General features: G+C 66.3%; 14 protein-coding genes and 1 tRNA gene. 13 read left to right on the top strand and 2 right to left on the bottom strand.

All coding sequences use genetic code 11. From position 1 onward, the window contains the following. Nucleotides 1–3: 3 nt before the first annotated feature. Nucleotides 4–801, bottom strand: a complete 798-nt coding sequence (locus ACO07K_RS11945) for an enoyl-CoA hydratase (RefSeq protein WP_422036142.1) — start codon at nucleotides 799–801, stop codon at nucleotides 4–6. A gap of 33 nt (nucleotides 802–834) precedes the next feature. Between ACO07K_RS11945 and ACO07K_RS11940 the strand changes: the two genes are divergently transcribed. The 5 genes from ACO07K_RS11940 to ACO07K_RS11920 all read left to right on the top strand — a co-directional run bounded on the left by ACO07K_RS11940 (nucleotide 835) and on the right by ACO07K_RS11920 (nucleotide 3,289). Continuing rightward, nucleotides 835–1,254 (top strand): PaaI family thioesterase, encoded by a 420-nt coding sequence (locus ACO07K_RS11940; protein WP_422036141.1) that lies wholly within the window; start codon nucleotides 835–837, stop codon nucleotides 1,252–1,254. Nucleotides 1,255–1,370: 116 nt separating this feature from the next. Beyond that, entirely contained in the window at nucleotides 1,371–1,850 is a 480-nt protein-coding gene (gene rplM / locus ACO07K_RS11935; protein WP_298305309.1) for a 50S ribosomal protein L13, read from the top strand. A 1-nt stretch (nucleotide 1,851) separates the two neighbouring features. Then, entirely contained in the window at nucleotides 1,852–2,331 is a 480-nt protein-coding gene (rpsI, locus tag ACO07K_RS11930) for a 30S ribosomal protein S9 (protein ID WP_298305312.1), read from the top strand. A gap of 67 nt (nucleotides 2,332–2,398) precedes the next feature. Further along, entirely contained in the window at nucleotides 2,399–2,935 is a 537-nt protein-coding gene (locus ACO07K_RS11925) for a gamma carbonic anhydrase family protein (RefSeq protein WP_422036140.1), read from the top strand. Nucleotides 2,936–2,992: 57 nt separating this feature from the next. Next, the gene (locus ACO07K_RS11920) at nucleotides 2,993–3,289 is read left to right on the top strand and encodes a hypothetical protein (RefSeq protein WP_422036139.1); all 297 of its coding nucleotides are present in this window, start codon (nucleotides 2,993–2,995) and stop codon (nucleotides 3,287–3,289) included. On the opposite strand, the gene ACO07K_RS11915 is transcribed toward ACO07K_RS11920, so the two are convergent. Beyond that, on the bottom strand, nucleotides 3,286–5,097 hold the full coding sequence (locus tag ACO07K_RS11915; protein ID WP_422036138.1) for a PHA/PHB synthase family protein: 1,812 nt from the start codon (nucleotides 5,095–5,097) through the stop codon (nucleotides 3,286–3,288). The genes ACO07K_RS11920 and ACO07K_RS11915 overlap by 4 nt on opposite strands. Nucleotides 5,098–5,292: 195 nt before the next feature. Between ACO07K_RS11915 and ACO07K_RS11910 the strand changes: the two genes are divergently transcribed. The 8 genes from ACO07K_RS11910 (at nucleotide 5,293) to ACO07K_RS11875 (ending at nucleotide 15,658) form a co-directional block, all read left to right on the top strand. After that, on the top strand, nucleotides 5,293–6,054 hold the full coding sequence (locus tag ACO07K_RS11910; protein ID WP_422036137.1) for a hypothetical protein: 762 nt from the start codon (nucleotides 5,293–5,295) through the stop codon (nucleotides 6,052–6,054). Between the two features lie 19 nt (nucleotides 6,055–6,073). Continuing rightward, nucleotides 6,074–7,330, top strand: a complete 1,257-nt coding sequence (locus tag ACO07K_RS11905; protein WP_422036136.1) for an LL-diaminopimelate aminotransferase — start codon at nucleotides 6,074–6,076, stop codon at nucleotides 7,328–7,330. A 25-nt stretch (nucleotides 7,331–7,355) separates the two neighbouring features. Further along, nucleotides 7,356–8,648, top strand: coding sequence for a homoserine dehydrogenase (locus tag ACO07K_RS11900; RefSeq protein ID WP_422036135.1), 1,293 nt, complete (start codon nucleotides 7,356–7,358; stop codon nucleotides 8,646–8,648). Nucleotides 8,649–8,676: 28 nt separating this feature from the next. After that, nucleotides 8,677–9,675, top strand: coding sequence for a class II fructose-bisphosphatase (gene glpX / locus ACO07K_RS11895; protein WP_422036134.1), 999 nt, complete (start codon nucleotides 8,677–8,679; stop codon nucleotides 9,673–9,675). A gap of 61 nt (nucleotides 9,676–9,736) precedes the next feature. Beyond that, nucleotides 9,737–11,557 carry a single-stranded-DNA-specific exonuclease RecJ gene (gene recJ / locus ACO07K_RS11890; protein ID WP_422036132.1) on the top strand — a complete coding sequence of 607 codons (1,821 nt, stop codon included), beginning with the start codon at nucleotides 9,737–9,739 and terminating at the stop codon, nucleotides 11,555–11,557. A 42-nt stretch (nucleotides 11,558–11,599) separates the two neighbouring features. Beyond that, nucleotides 11,600–11,675, top strand: a tRNA-Glu gene (locus tag ACO07K_RS11885). A gap of 252 nt (nucleotides 11,676–11,927) precedes the next feature. Beyond that, a complete protein-coding gene (locus ACO07K_RS11880) occupies nucleotides 11,928–14,816 on the top strand; it encodes a DUF4114 domain-containing protein (RefSeq protein ID WP_422036131.1) in 2,889 nt (962 codons plus the stop codon). 62 nt (nucleotides 14,817–14,878) lie between these two features. Further along, nucleotides 14,879–15,658 carry an SDR family NAD(P)-dependent oxidoreductase gene (locus ACO07K_RS11875; RefSeq protein WP_422036130.1) on the top strand — a complete coding sequence of 260 codons (780 nt, stop codon included), beginning with the start codon at nucleotides 14,879–14,881 and terminating at the stop codon, nucleotides 15,656–15,658. Nucleotides 15,659–15,664 lie beyond the last annotated feature (6 nt).

Here is a 15,664-nt window from a genome sequence, read left to right as displayed (position 1 = left end):
CGCCTACCGCCCTTTCCACTCCGGCTTCGGCTTCTTGTTCACGAACGCATCGATGCCGGCCTGCGCATCCTCGCGCTGCAGGGCGCCCGCCATGAAGTCGGTCGCGTAGGCGTAGGCCTGCTCGACGGTCATCTCCATGTGCTTGCGGAACATCGCCTTGCCGGAAGCGATCTGCTGCGGCGGCTGGGCGGCGATATGGTCGGCCAGCGCCTTGGTCTCGCGGTCGAGCTCGGCCGCCGGCACGACGCGGCTCACGAGGCCGTCGCGCAGCGCCGTGGCGGCATCGACGAACTGGCCGGTGAGCAGCATGTCGAGCGCGCGCTTGGGGCCGACGGTGCGGCCGACGGCGACCGAGGGCGTGCCGCAGAACAGGCCGTTGATGATGCCGGAAGTCGCGAAGGTCGCGGTGTTCGAAGCGACCGCTAGGTCGCAGGCGGCGACGAGCTGGCAGCCGGCGGCGGTGGCGACAGCCTTGACCTTGGCGATCACCGGCTGGGGCAGGCGGCCGATCGACATCATCATCGCCGAGCAGCGCGTCATAAGATCGTGATGGATGGCATAGTCGCGGGTCGAGGCGACCTCGCGCAGGTCGTGGCCGGTCGAGAAGGCGCGGTCGCCCTGCGCCTCGATCACGACGCAGCTTATGTCCTGGTCCTTGGCCAGCCTGTCGAGTTCGGCCTGCAGCGCGTCTATAAGGTCACCCGAGAGGGCGTTCATGGCGTGCGGCCGGTTGAGCGTGAGGAAGGCGACGCGGCCCTCGTCGCGGCGCAGCAGGACGGGTTCGTTGGAGGCGGCGGTCATGGCGACAGTCTATGGGAAGAGGGCAGGTGCGTCATGCCGGTGATGTCGCCAGCCGAGTTGATCGATTTCCTCGCCGAGCACTTCCCGCAGGCCGCCCATCTCGGCCTCGCCATCGAGCATCTCGACGACCGGACCATCCGATTGCGCCTGCCGACGCACGAGCGGCACCTGCGGCCGGGCGGCACGATCTCGGGCCCGACGCTGATGTGGCTGGTCGATTGCGGCTTCTATCTCCTGATCCTGGGCCAGCTCGGCCCGGTGGCGCTCGCGGTCACGACCAACCTCAACATCAACTTCATGCGCAAGCCGGAGCCGGCCGACCTGATCGGGGAGGGGCGGCTGATGAAGCTCGGCAAGACGCTGGCGGTCGGCGACTTCACGATCTGGAGCGACGGCAAGCCCGACCCCGTGGCACACGCCACCGTGACATATGCCATACCGCCCAAGGCTTAGTGCGGAGGTATTATAATACCGCGCTGGTAAGTTGTTGAAATGATGGGATTTTTTCTGGCGATTTGACAAGCGGCCAGTCTCTCCCCATAAGCGCGCGCTCATTGGAAGAAAGACTCATGCAAGCTCTCACCCACCAGACTGCCAGTATCAAGACTGCCGAAGTGCAGAAGAAGTGGTTTCTGATCGACGCCGACGGGCTGGTCCTCGGCCGGCTCGCCTCGATCATCGCCATGCGCCTGCGCGGCAAGCACAAGCCGATGTTCACGCCGCACATCGATTGCGGTGACAACATCGTCGTGATCAACGCCGAGAAGGTGCGCCTCACGGGCCGCAAGGCTGAGCGCGAAGTCTTCTACTGGCACACCGGTCATCCCGGCGGCATCAAGGGCGAGACCCTGGGCAAGCGCCTCGAAGGCCGCTTCCCGGAGCGCGTCCTGATCAAGGCCGTCGAGCGCATGATCACCCGCGGCCCGCTCGGCCGGGCGCAGATGAAGAACCTGCGCGTCTACGCCGGACCGAACCACGAGCAGGAGGCCCAGCAGCCCGAGAAGCTCGACATCGCCGCAATGAACCGCAAGAACTCGAGGATCGGCTAACATGGCTACCGAACTTTCGTCGTTTGCCGAACTGAAGAAGGCCCCGACGGTCGACCAGGCCCCGGGCGCACCGCGCGAGAAGGAAATCGATGCGCAGGGTCGTGCCTATGCCACGGGTCGCCGCAAGAACGCGGTCGCCCGCGTCTGGGTCAAGCCCGGCACCGGCAAGATCACCATCAACGGCCGCGATCAGACGATCTACTTCGCGCGTCCCACGCAGCGCATGATGATCCAGCAGCCGTTCGACGTGACCCAGCGCAACGGCCAGTTCGACGTCGTCGCCACGGTTTCCGGCGGCGGCCTGTCGGGCCAGGCGGGCGCCGTGCGTCACGGTATCTCGCAGGCGCTCACCAAGTTCGAGCCCGGCCTGCGCGGCAGCGTCAAGGCTGCCGGCTTCCTCACCCGCGACAGCCGCGTGGTCGAGCGCAAGAAGTACGGCCGCGCCGGTGCGCGTCGCCGCTTCCAGTTCTCGAAGCGCTGAACCCGCGTTTCCGATACCTTCGAAGGGCGCCTCAGGGCGCCCTTCGTTTGTCTGGAGTGTCGATCCGATGTCCGGTCTCATCGTGCCCTTCAACGGTTTCGTGCCGCAGGTCCACAGCACGGCTTTCGTGGCGCCCAACGCGACGCTGATCGGCGAGGTCGAGATCGCCGCGAACTGCAGCATCTGGTTCGGCGCTGTCCTGCGCGGGGACGGGCCGGGCATCAAGATCGGCGAGAATTCCAACATCCAGGACGGGACGGTGATCCACATCGCCGCGCGCGGTGTCGGGACGGTGGTCGGCCGCAACGTCACGGTGGGGCACCTGGCGCTGCTGCACGCCTGCGAGGTGCAGGACGATGCCTTCATCGGCATGCATTCGACGGTGCTCGACGAGGCGGTGGTGGAGACGGGGGCTATGGTTGCCGCCGGCGCGGTGGTGACGCCGCGCAAGATCGTGCGCAAGGGCGAACTGTGGGCCGGCAACCCTGCGGTGAAGATGCGTGACATCACCGAGAAGGACATCGAGTCCTTCCGGCGGTCTGCGGCTGCGTACGTCCGGCTCGGACAGGCCTACAGGGGCGAGCGCCCCAAAGCGGCGGAGTAGGGAGCGGCACGAGCGCGCGTCGCGGAACTCCCGGCGCTTCTTGGGCGTTCTTGGCGCATGCACTCAATTCTTGCTCCGTCGATCTTCCTCCTGCTCATCGCCGCGGCGATTGCCGCGCCTGCCGCTCTTGCACAGGTTCCTCCCAGCGAGGCGCGTTGCGATCAGCTTATTGAGTACTTCGACTATTACGGTCAGAGCCGAGGCGAAGGCGTAACGGACGGCGCCCGCAACATGACCCGTATCGGCGCGCAAAGCGATTGCGACGACGGTGACTACGGGGAAGGGATCGCCATCATGGAGAAACTTCTCCGGGGAAAGCGGATGGGCATTCCCGGGCCGGACTGGAGCCGCTAGGCGCCCGACCGAACTTTAACGTAGCTACCGGGCGCGTCCTCGATTGCGGGCAGGCCGCCTGCGCCGGGCACGCGCGCCGGAACCTTCGGACCCGACAGCGCGGACAGCCACTTGTCCCAGTCGTGCCACCAGGAGCCCGGGAACTCCTTGGCCCCGGCCTGCCATTCGGCGAGCGTCGGCGGGTTCTTGTCGGTCTCGTTCAGCCAGTGCTGGTACTTCTTGTTGCGGGGCGGATTGACCACGCCCGCAATGTGGCCTGAGCCGGCGAGCATGAAGCGCACCGGGCCGCCATAAATTTGCGTCGCCTTGTAGACGGAGCGCGACGGCGCGATATGGTCTTCCTTGCCGGCCTGGATGTAGACGGGAATCGTCACCTTGCGCAGGTCGATCGGCACGTTGTCGACAACGATGCCGCCCGGCTGGCTGAGCAGGTTCTTCTGATACATGTTGCGCAGGTAGTAGCTGTGCATCGCCGCGGGCATGCGCGTCGCGTCGGCATTCCAGTACAGCAGGTCGAAGGGGAAGGGGTCCTTGCCCATCAGGTAGTTGTTCACGACGAACGACCAGATGAGATCGTTGGCGCGCAGCATGTTGAAGGTCGTCGCCATCTCGCTGCCCTCGAGATAGCCCTTCTTGCTCATCATCTCCTCGACGCTGGCGAGCTGGTCCTCGTCGATGAACACGCCGAGTTCGCCAGGCTCGCTGAAGTCGACCTGAGCGGTGAAGAAGGTGCAGGCCACGATCCGGTCGTCGTTGCGTGCCGCCATGTAGGCGAGCGTCGCGGCCATCAGCGTGCCGCCGATGCAATAGCCGATCGCCGACGCCTTGGGCTGTCCGGTCGCCTTGGCGATGGCGTCCAGCGCCGCCAGCGGTCCGAGTTTCATGTAATCCTCGAACACCATCTTCGTGAGATGTTCGTCGGGATTGACCCAGGAGATCACGAAGACCGTGTAACCCTGCTCGGTCGCCCATTTGATGAACGAATTCTCGGGCTTGAGGTCGAGGATGTAGAATTTGTTGATCCACGGCGGCACGATCAGCAGCGGCACCTCGTGGACCTCCTCGGTCGCCGGCGCGTATTGGATCAGCTGCATGATGTCGTTCTGGTAGACGACCTTGCCCGGGGTGGTGGCGATATTCTCGCCGACCTTGAAGGCGTCCATGTCGGTCTGGCGGATCGCGAGCTGACCCTTGCCGCGCTCGAGGTCAGCCAGCAGGTTCTGGAGACCCTTCAGGAGGTTTTCGCCCTTGGATTCGACGGTGGCCTTCACGACCTGAGGGTTGGTCAGTGCGAAGTTCGAGGGCGAAACGGCATCGATGAACTGGCGTGTATAGAAATCGACCTTCTTTGCCGTCTTCTCGTCGACCCCCTCGACCTGCTTGATCGTGCCCTGCAGCCAGCGTGCGGTGAGCAGATAGGATTGCTTCAGATAGTCGAAGACGACCTCGTCCTTCCAGGCCGGGTCGTTGAAACGCTTGTCGCCGCGGGCGGGCTCGGCCACCGGTTCGACCGTCTGGCCCATCATGCGCTGGGCTGTGACCTGCCAGAGCTTCATGTACTGCTGCCAGAGCTCGACCTGGGCCTGAACCAGGCGGTTCGGGTCGGCCAGCATCTTGGCCGTGAAGTCCATGAAAGTCTGGGTTAGGTGAAGCGGGTCGACCTGCTGGCCATCGGACTGGTAGCGCTGGGAAAAATCCTGCAGCAGCTTCTGGCTGCGAGTCGCGATTTCCTTGAAGGCCTCCTGGAGCTTCTCGGATTCCTCCGCAGAGAGGCCGCCGAGGGCTGCGGGGGCGGGCGTATCGGACATGCTTTTCCCCTTCAGAATCATTGCCTTTTTGGCGTTTCTTGCGATAAATCCAAGGTCACGGTACCATAACTAGTACCAGCCCTGACCGCTACCTGACTGTGATAGGTAGGCTGCGACAACAGACGGGTCAAATTTCCTCCCGGTCTCCGCTAAACAGGCGGATATCGGGCCAAGCGTACACAGCGGGTGATGACGATGCAGCGACACCAGGACACGAACGGCAGCCGTCGCTGGCTCGGCCTGCTTGGCGTGTCCGCACTTGCCTTGCTGGCCGGCTGTGACTGGATCGACGGAGGCTCGCCGGTCGGCCCGCCGCCACGGCCCGGTGTCGAACGCACCGTGCCGCCGTCCGCCAGCCTCCCGCCGCCACCCGCCAACCAGCAATACGATGCCGGCGTTGCCGTCGAGGAGCGAAACGTGCCCACGATCGGGTCGGTCGTGACCGGGAAGGGCGGACAGAAGGCGCAAAAAGAGGCCATGGAAAAGGATCAGGCGGAGCGTGACCGCAAGGCGCGCGAGGAGCGCCTGGAGCGCGAAGCGGCCGACAAGGAAGGCAAGGACAAGGAGAACCGCGACGGGCCGGCTCCGGTGGCCGCTCCGGTCGGCGCACCGCCGGTCGGCGCCGGTACGATCACGTCCGATCCGGCGCCCGTCTCCGCGCCGGTACCCCCGCCGGGCCCCGTGACCGCGGCACCCATCGCGCCGCCGTCCGCCGCACCGCCTTCGGCAGCACCGGAACCCGTCGTGCCGCCTGCCGCGCCTGCCGCGGTTCCGCCTCCGGCCCCGGCGGCTCCCGCCGATCCCAACAAGGCCTTCACGCCACCGCCCGACTGGACTCCGCCGGCCGCGCCGACGCCACCCGCCGATCCCACCAAGGCCGAAACGGGGCCGATGGGCGGCCCGACATACTCCAAGAAGACGGTGCTGCAACGCACCGACGGTGTCATCGCCTCCTAGGTGCCCAAGGAAGAACGACATGGACGACTCCGAATTTCACCGGCTGAAGCGCCTGCCGCCCTATGTGTTCGCGGAAGTGAACGCGATGAAGGCGCGAGCTCGCGGCGCCGGGCAGGACGTCATCGACCTCGGCATGGGCAATCCCGACCTGCCGACGGCACCACACATCGTGGCCAAGCTCGCCGAGGCCGCCGCCAATCCGCGCGCCCATGGCTACTCCGCGTCGCGCGGCATTCCCGGCTTGCGCAAGGCTCAGGCTGCGTACTACGCGCGCCGCTTCGGGGTGGAGCTGGACCCGGAAAGCGAAATCATCGTCACCCTGGGATCGAAGGAGGGGCTGGCCAACCTCGCGCAGGCGATCACCTCGCCCGGCGACACGGTGCTGGTGCCCAATCCCAGCTATCCGATCCATCCCTATGGCTTCATCATCGCCGGCGGCTCGGTGCGCCACATCCCGGTGCCGGGCTCGACCTCGATCGATGACTTCCTGCCGGCGCTCGAGCGCGCGGTGCGCCATGCGGTGCCGAAGCCGCTGGCGCTGGTTCTGAACTATCCGTCGAACCCGACCGCGCAGGTGGTCGACCTCGATTTCTATGCGGCCATTGTCGACTTCTGCAAACGCCAGGGCATCTGGATCCTGTCGGATCTCGCCTATGCCGAGATTTATTTCGATGGCGTGCCGCCGCCGTCGGTGCTGCAGGTGCCTGGCGCGCGCGACATCGCCATCGAGTTCACCTCGATGAGCAAGACTTACTCGATGGCCGGCTGGCGCATGGGTTTCGCGGCCGGCAACAAGACGCTCATCCAGGCGCTGACGCGCATCAAGTCCTACCTCGACTACGGCGCCTTCACACCGATCCAGGTGGCGGCGACGGCGGCGCTGAACGGGCCGCAGGACTGCATCGAAGAGGCGCGGAACACCTACAAGGAGCGCCGCGACGTGCTGATCGAGGGGCTGCGCGGCGCTGGCTGGGATCTGCCTTCGCCGTCGGCGAGCATGTTCGCCTGGGCGCCGCTGCCGAAGGATTTCGCCGAGCTGGGCTCGCTCGCCTTTTCGAAGCTGCTGCTGACGCAGGCCAATGTGGCGCTGTCGCCCGGCATCGGCTTCGGCGAGCATGGCGACGCGCATGTTCGTATCGCGCTCGTCGAGAACAAGCATCGTATCCGGCAGGCCGTGCGCAACATCCGGCAGGTGCTGGCCGATCCGGGGAGGTCGATCGACCTCTATCTGCGCGGTGTTGGGGACAACATCACACCGATCAAGGCTCGCGCCTGACCCCATCCTGTCGTATCAGGCGCCCATGAATTCTCCTCTCAGGATCGGCATCGCCGGGCTCGGCACCGTGGGTGCAGGCGTGGTGAAGCTGCTGGCCGAACATGGTCGGCTTCTCGCGTTGCGTGGCGGTCGGCCGCTCAAGATCGTCGCGGTCAGCGCCCGCAGCAGGGCGAAGAAGCGCGACATCGACCTTTCCGGCCTGCGCTGGGAGAAGGATCCGATGGCGCTGGCAACCGCGCCGGACATCGACGTCGTCGTCGAGCTGATCGGCGGTTCGGGGGGCGTGGCGCGCCGGCTGGTGCAGAAGGCGCTAGCTTCGGGCAAGCACGTCGTCACCGCCAACAAGGCGCTGCTGGCGATGCATGGCGCGGAACTCGCCGCGGCGGCCGAGAAGAAGCAGTCGATCCTCGCCTTCGAGGCGGCGGTGGCTGGCGGCATTCCGATCATCAAGGCCCTGCGAGAGGGCCTGGTCGGCAACCGCGTGAAGCGGCTCTACGGGATCCTCAACGGGACCTGCAACTACATCCTGACGACCATGCGCGAGACCGGCCGCGACTTCAAAGTCGTGCTGGCCGAGGCGCAGGCGGCAGGATACGCCGAAGCCGATCCCACCTTCGACGTCGACGGCATCGACGCAGCCCACAAGCTCGCGGTCCTGACCGGCGCCGCCTTCGGCGCCCGGGTCGACTTTGCCGGCGTGCACGTCGAGGGCATCCGGCGCGTCACGTCGATGGACATCCAGTTCGCCGAGGAACTCGGCTATCGCATCAAGCTGCTGGGTCTGGCGCGCGAGACGCGCCACGGGATCGAGCAGCGCGTTCACCCCTGCATGGTATCGCTCGATACGCCGATCGCGCACATCGAGGGCGTGTTCAACGCCGTCGTGGTCGAGGGCGACTTCGTCGGCACGACGATGTTCCAGGGACGCGGTGCCGGGCAGGGGCCGACCGCTTCCGCCGTCGTGGCCGATCTCGTGGACGTGGCGCGCGGACGGCACATGCCGGCGTTCGTCGTGCCGGCCGACCGGCTTGCCACCAAGAAGGCCTCGCCGATCGATCGCCATGTCGGCGCCTATTATATTCGCCTGATGGTGCAGGACCGGCCCGGCGTCATTGCCGCCGTGTCGGGCGCGCTCGCCAAGGAACGTATCTCGCTCGAATCGATGCTGCAGCGCGGACGTTCGGAGTCGGGCGAGGTGCCGGTCGTGCTGACCACTCACGAGACAGAGGAGGCTGCGATGCGGCGCGCGCTCGCGCGCATCGCCAAGCTCGGCGCCGTTGCCGAGGAGCCATGCGTAATCAGGATCGAAGCGTTCTAGAGGGTGCCGGGAAGGCGCCACGGAGGAGATGATGGCCAATACCAAGGATCAGACCGGTAAGATGGACCGCAACCTGGCGCTGGAAGCGGTGCGGGTGACCGAGGCGGCGGCCCTCGCGGCCTCCAAACTGATGGGCCGCGGCGACGAGAAGGCGGCCGACCAGGCGGCCGTCGACGCGATGCGGACCACGCTCAACTCGCTGGCCATCGAAGGCACGGTGGTGATCGGCGAGGGCGAGCGCGACGAGGCGCCCATGCTCTACATCGGCGAGAAGGTCGGCAGTGGTGGTCCGAAGATCGACATCGCCCTCGATCCCCTCGAAGGCACCACCATCACCGCCAAGGGCCTGCCCAATTCGCTCGCCGTCATGGCGATGGCCGAGCATGGCGGGTTCCTCAATGCGCCCGACGTCTACATGGACAAGATCGCGGTCGGCGGCGGCCTGCCCGAGGGCATCGTCGATCTCGACAAGAGCGTGGCGGAGAACCTGAAGGACCTGGCGAAGGCCAAGAAAGTCGACGTCAACGACCTCGTGGTCTGCATTCTCGACCGTCCGCGCCATTCCGACCTGATCGCCAAGGTGCGCGCCGCCGGCGCCCGCATCATGCTGATCGGCGATGGCGACGTCTCGGGCGTGATCGCCACCTCGACCGGCGATTCCGGCATCGACATCTACATGGGGTCGGGCGGCGCGCCGGAAGGCGTCCTGGCGGCCGCGGCGCTGCGCGCCATCGGCGGCCAGATCCAGGGCCGCCTGCTGTTCCGCAACGACGACGAGAAGGCCCGCGCCAAGAAGTGGGGCATCACCGACCTCAACCGCAAATACTCGATGACCGACATGGCCAAGGGCGACGTGATGTTCGCGGCCACGGGCGTGACCTCGGGGTCGATGCTGAAGGGCGTGCGCCGCTTCCACGATGGCGCGGAGACGCACTCGATCGTCATGCGCTCCAAGACCGGCACGGTGCGCTGGGTTTCGGCGCATCACAATTTCACGGTCAAGACCGGCCTGCCGAGCTGGGCGTAAGCCCCGCTCCGGCGGCCGACTACCGGCGCGTGTTTCCCGCGCCCTGGGTTAGGGTGGCCGCATGTCCGAGGTTTCAAGAATCGAGCGCCCGGCATTTCTGGGGGTCGAGCGCTCGCTGACGGGAAAGCGCTGGGCCGCCCGGCTCGGCGACGAACGGCAGGCGCTGGCCATTGCCCAACGGCATGGCCTGCCCGACGCCATCTCCCGGCTTCTGGCGGCGCGCGATGTCGGCCTCGATTCCGTCGGGGATTTTCTCGAGCCGACCTTGCGCAAGTTCCTGCCGGACCCGTCGCATCTCAAGGACATGGACGCCGCCGTCGACCGCCTGGTACGCGCCCTGCGGACCGGCGAGCGGATCGTGGTGTTCGGGGACTATGATGTCGATGGCGCCACCTCGTCGGCGCTACTTCTGCGCTTCTTCCGCGCCGTCGGCGGCAATATCGGCGTCTATATTCCGGACCGCCGCAAGGAGGGCTATGGCCCCAATGCGCCGGCGCTGCTGAAGATCAGGGAGGAGGGCGCTTCCGTGGTCGTCACGGTCGATTGCGGCATCACCGCCTTCGAGCCGCTGGCCGAGGCCCGGCGCGTCGGACTCGACCTCATCGTGATCGACCACCACATGGCGGAGATCGCGCTGCCCGACGCGGTGGCCGTGGTCGATCCCAACCGGCTCGACGACGAGAGCCCGCACAAGCATCTCGCCGCGGTGGGCGTGGCCTTTCTCCTCTGCGTCGGGGTCAATCGCGCGCTCCGCGGAGCGGGCTGGTACGGCGCGTCGCGTCCCGAACCCGACCTGCGGCAATGGCTGGATCTCGTGGCCCTGGGGACAGTGTGCGACGTCGTTCCGTTGCTCGGCGTCAATCGGGCCCTGGTGAAAGCCGGCCTCCAGGTGATGGCACAGCGGCGCAATGCCGGCCTCTCCGCGCTGGCCGACGTGGCGCGCCTGAAGGAGGCGCCCGAGGCGTATCATCTCGGCTTCCTGCTCGGTCCGCGGGTCAATGCGGGCGGCCGCGTCGGTCAGGCCGACCTGGGCGCGCGCCTGCTTTCCAGCGACGATCCGCACGAGGTCGGTGCGCTGGCCGTGCGGCTCGACGAGTTCAACGCCGAACGCCGCGCCATCGAGCGCGACGTGCTGGACCAGGCGATCACGCGGATCGAAGGGCTGTACGGGCCAGACAGCAAGAGCTTGCCGTCGGTGCTGGTGGTCGAAAGCGAGGGCTGGCATGTCGGCGTGATCGGCATCGTGGCCAGCCGACTGGTCGAACGTTATGCGCGCCCCGCCTTCGTCATCGGCATGGATGGTGCCCTGGGCAAAGGGTCGGGGCGCTCGGTGCGCGGAGTCGATCTCGGCGCCGCGGTGATCGCGGCGCGGCAGGCGGGTCTGCTGGTGAACGGGGGCGGGCATGCCATGGCTGCCGGCCTGACGGTGGCGCGCGACTCGCTGCCGGAGCTCAATCGCTTCCTGGACCAGCGGATTGCTCCCCAGCTCGGGGCTGCGCCGCCGGTTCGCGAACTGGGCATCGATGCCGCCCTGGCGCCCGCGGCCGCCACGGCGGAGTTGGTCTCGATGATCGAACGCGCCGGGCCTTTTGGGGCGGGCAATGCCCAGCCACGCTTCGCCCTGACCGGGGTGCGGGTGAGCTATGCCCAGCCGGTCGGCGAGGGCCATGTCCGCTGCACGCTGGTGGGCGCCGAGCGAGGCCGGGTCGACGCCATCGCCTTCCGGGCCGCCCAGAGCGCCTTGGGACCGGCACTTCTCGATTCTGCGCGGCCGGTGCTCCACGTGGCGGGGTCGCTGCGGATCGACCGTTTCGGCGGTCGCGAAACCGTTCGCCTGCAGATCGACGATGCCGCAACGACGGCAGGCTCTGTGCTCGCTTGATTTCCGGCGTTCAAGCCGGTATTTGAGCCGCTCTTCGGCTTCGTTCCCTTCGTCTAGAGGCCTAGGACACTGCCCTTTCACGGCGGCGACACGGGTTCGAATCCCGTAGGGAACGCCAAGCCCTCCAGTGGCTTGGCCCGGCTTGTGCGCCTCGGCGCTACCTCCAGAATTTCCAGCTGACCAACCGCCAGGCTCCGATCCCGCCTCCGTCGAGAGGAGGACACGGGGCAAGGACGACCGGTGAAGGCCAATTTCCGGCCGGATGCCCGCGGGACACTCTTCACGCGCGTGGTGCGATAGATTACCATTCACTCTGCACATTCGCCGCAAATAGAACACCGTAACCGCTTCCGAACTCCCGGATTGAGCCATGGCTACCCAGATCAACAACTCGACGTTTCTACAGGCCACGAGCGAGGGGCTGCTGCCGGAAAGTGTGGTGCAGTCCAGCACGCTCGCCGAGATCAAGACGGCTTTCGGAGCCGACCATGTCGACGACGGTTCGAACGCCTCGCTGATCGTTGCCGTGGTCCTCAACCGGGCCACCGACGCGTCCTCCATCCTCGATGGAAGCTGGGGAGAGCGGCAGACCGCCATCCAGCAGGCGGATTTCTGGACCCAGTACGGTGCCGACGCGAAGATCTACGAAACGGTCAAGACCGAGCTGGTCAAACTCAAGGCGGAGGTTCTGGACACGGGTGGCTACATCTCCTCGGCGGAGTCGCGGACGATCTGGGTGAAGGTCGACAACGAGGCCTTCCAGAACATCTTCGGTCAGCAGCTGCACGTTCTGAGGGACGGAGACGACAAGAAGATCGCGACCGTTTGGGCCGATTCGCTCACCCTTCCCGACAACATCGCCGGGGACATCGGCGGCTTCTGGGTCGACCAGAATGTGGCCGCGATCCCGGTACAGGTCGGTGGTACCGGGGTGGTCCTGCAGGAGGGGCAGCAGGGCACGGCCAACTACGACTACGGCCAGGACAAGTATGGCGTCACCGGAACGCCGATGGCCATCGCCGACTACTACAACTATCCGTTGAACGCGAAGGATCTGCAGACGGTCATCGAGACCCCGAACATCGGTCTCGTGGAGCCGCAGCTCGACGACGCGACCTACGATTTGCTGCTGAGCGAGTTGAACGCCTACCGGACGGACATCCTCAAGATCGCCCCGCTGACCCGGGATGAGCTGCTCCGTACCGTGGACACCGACGGCAAGGGGTACACCGAGTCGGAAATGACGCTGGACGTCTCGATCGTCTCGGGCGCGGCCCCCACCAGCGACATGATTTTCTACAGCAAGCTGAAGGGCGATGCGACCACCTTCGCGGCGACCCAGCAGGCGATCTGGGACGAGGTCAACAAGCCGGTGGCGCTGACCTCATCGTTCTCGGACATGGTCCGCTATGCGGCCGACAGCCCCTTCGCCTGGGCCTACGAACAGCTCATGCAGGACGCGGCGCTGCGCAACGTCACCCTTGCCATGTCGGCCGGCGACGGCGGCTCGGGCCAGGAATATGCCAACGGCGTCACCAACGGCCGCGACACCCATCTCAACTCGTGGTCGCTCGTGGTCAGCGCGACCTCGCTGTCGCCCATCAACACCGCCGTGCAGGATTCCAGCATCGCGACGCTCGTGAACAATGCACTGAACCTCGATCCCGGAACGTTGTTCGGGCTGGCGCAATCCGGCCTGAAGGTCCTGCCGACGCAACTGCCGTCGCTCGCGCTGATGCAGCCGCTGGCCGGCGTGGCGGCCCTGACCGAGGCGATCTGGAATCAATACGTCATCACCAACGGCCAGATGGGGCTGCAGGACTATTCGAGCAACTATTCCGGCTCCGGCGGCGTCGATACCACCCAGGCGATCCCGCAATACCAGATCGATTTCGGGCTGACGCCGGTCAACGTCTCCAACGGCAAGACTGGCCGCGGCATCCCCGACGTGGCGGCGCTGGGCGGCGGCAGCATGTTCTACTACGTGCTGTACTATCTGCAGGGCGACCCGCTCTACAGCGCCAATGCCGGCACCAGCTCGGCCACGCCCATGTGGGCGTCGCTCACGGCCCAGATGGATGCGATCTTCCACGACATCGGCTTGCCCAATCTCGGCTTCTACAACGACATCCTCTACCAGGCCGCCGCGATTTCTCCCGGCGCCTTCAATGACGTGACGCTGGGCGACAACATTTCCAGCTACTACATAGCCGACAAGGACACGCCCTACGCCATCTACGACCAGGCGCTCGACAGATACATTGTGCCCACCGGCCTCGGCTACCAGTCGGGCGAGGGATACGACCTCACCACCGGCCTCGGCACGCCCGACGGCCTGCTGCTCACCCGCGCCCTGGCGAACATCGCCAATCACGAGCTCTACGGCGTGGACGCCCCGGTCCTGTCGTCTCACGACACCGTCTCGGGGACCGTGAGCGCCGACCAGACTCTTCTGGTCCAGTCCACGCTGGCCAACGGCGCCAGCGTGGCCGTGAACGGCGTGGGCGACCAGTTTCAGTTCGGCAGTTCTTCCAGCATCGCGTGGGACGCGCGTCTCGCCGAAAAGGTGATGCAGGCCGATTTCTCGCCGGACCTGGTCCGGCTCCTCGATGGTGCGCCGCAGGCGATGCCGGGCTCGATGCAGGTCGCCGCGGGCCAGTCGATGGGCATGTCCTTCAACAATTCGCAGGCCGCGCTGTATCAGGCGAACAATACGAACGACTACGGCTTCCTGACCTGGGGATCGTCCGGCGGCGGCGTGACCGTGGCCCGGCCCGTCGTGGTCGCCGAGACGCCGCTCGGCCAGGACGACGTCAACGCCGTCGTGCGGATTCGTCAGAACGGCGTCTACGACCAGCACCTCACGCTGTATCGCGTCGACGACCTGTCCGGGCACATCGGCGGCCTCGCGCCGGGCGATGCGGGCTATGCCGCCGCCGCCGCCGGACGCGCCTATTCGGTGGTCGGCGGCGGGACCGTGATCAACGGTCCGGGCTACGGCCAGTTCTCGCAAACCCAGATCACCGACGTCGACCACGGCGACATCATCGCCTTCTCGCTGACCTCGCACGGGCAGACCTACTGGGGATTCTCGGCCGGCAACGAGGTGGTCAACGGCCAACCGGTGACGCATCTGTGGAGTTACGGTGCCGGCACCTTCGGTTTCGAGGACACGTATGGCGGCGGGGACCGAGATTTCAACGACCTGCTGGTCCAGCTCGACCTCATGAGCCCCGCCGGCAGCGGCTTGCTCGTCTGACGCCGATCGGCGTATCTCCTCGGGTGCATCGTGAAAGAACCCGAGGGAAGAGAGACGCCGACATGATCAACGCAAGTATGTTCGACCTCAGTGGCAAGGTGGCCGTCGTGACCGGCGGCAGCCGGGGCATCGGCCGTTCGATCTGCGAACAGATGGCCGCGCACGGCGCCAAGGTCGTGGTGTCGAGCCGCAAGCTGCCGGCCTGCGAGGAAGTGGTGAAGGCGATCAAGGAGAAGGGCGGCGAGGCCACGGCGGTCGCGGCCAGCATCTCCGACAAGGCCCAGCTCGAGAACCTCGTGGCCGAGGCGCGCAAGGCCTATGGCCGCATCGACATCATGGTCTGCAACGCCGCCTCCAACCCGTATTTCGGCCCGCTCACGGGGCTGAAGGACGAGGTGTTCCAGAAGATCATGCAGAACAACGTGATGTCGAACCTGTGGCTGATGAACATGGTCGGCCCGGAGATGGCGGAACGTCGGGACGGCGCCTTCATCATCGTGTCGTCGATCGGCGCGCTGGTCGGCTCGGCCCATATCGCGGCCTACAACATGAGCAAGGCGGCCGATCTGTCGCTGGTGAAGTCGCTGGCCATGGAGTGGGGCAAACACAATATCCGCGTCAACGCCATCGCGCCCGGCCTGATCCAGACCGACTTCGCCAAGGCGCTGTGGGACAATCCGCAGATCCGCGCCGCCCAGGAGGGCAAGGCGGCGCTCAAGCGCATCGGCCAGCCCGACGACATCGGCGGCGTCGCGGTGTTCCTCGCCTCCAAGGCCGGCAACTTCATCTGCGGCCAGTGCATCATCGCCGACGGCGGCGTGATCGGCGCCGGCGCGGAGTAGCTACAT

This window comes from Reyranella sp. (genome assembly GCF_965228225.1).
Classification (GTDB): domain Bacteria; phylum Pseudomonadota; class Alphaproteobacteria; order Reyranellales; family Reyranellaceae; genus Reyranella.
The sequence above is the reverse complement of the archived record's forward strand: the minus strand, read 5'-3'. Positions and strand labels throughout refer to the sequence as shown.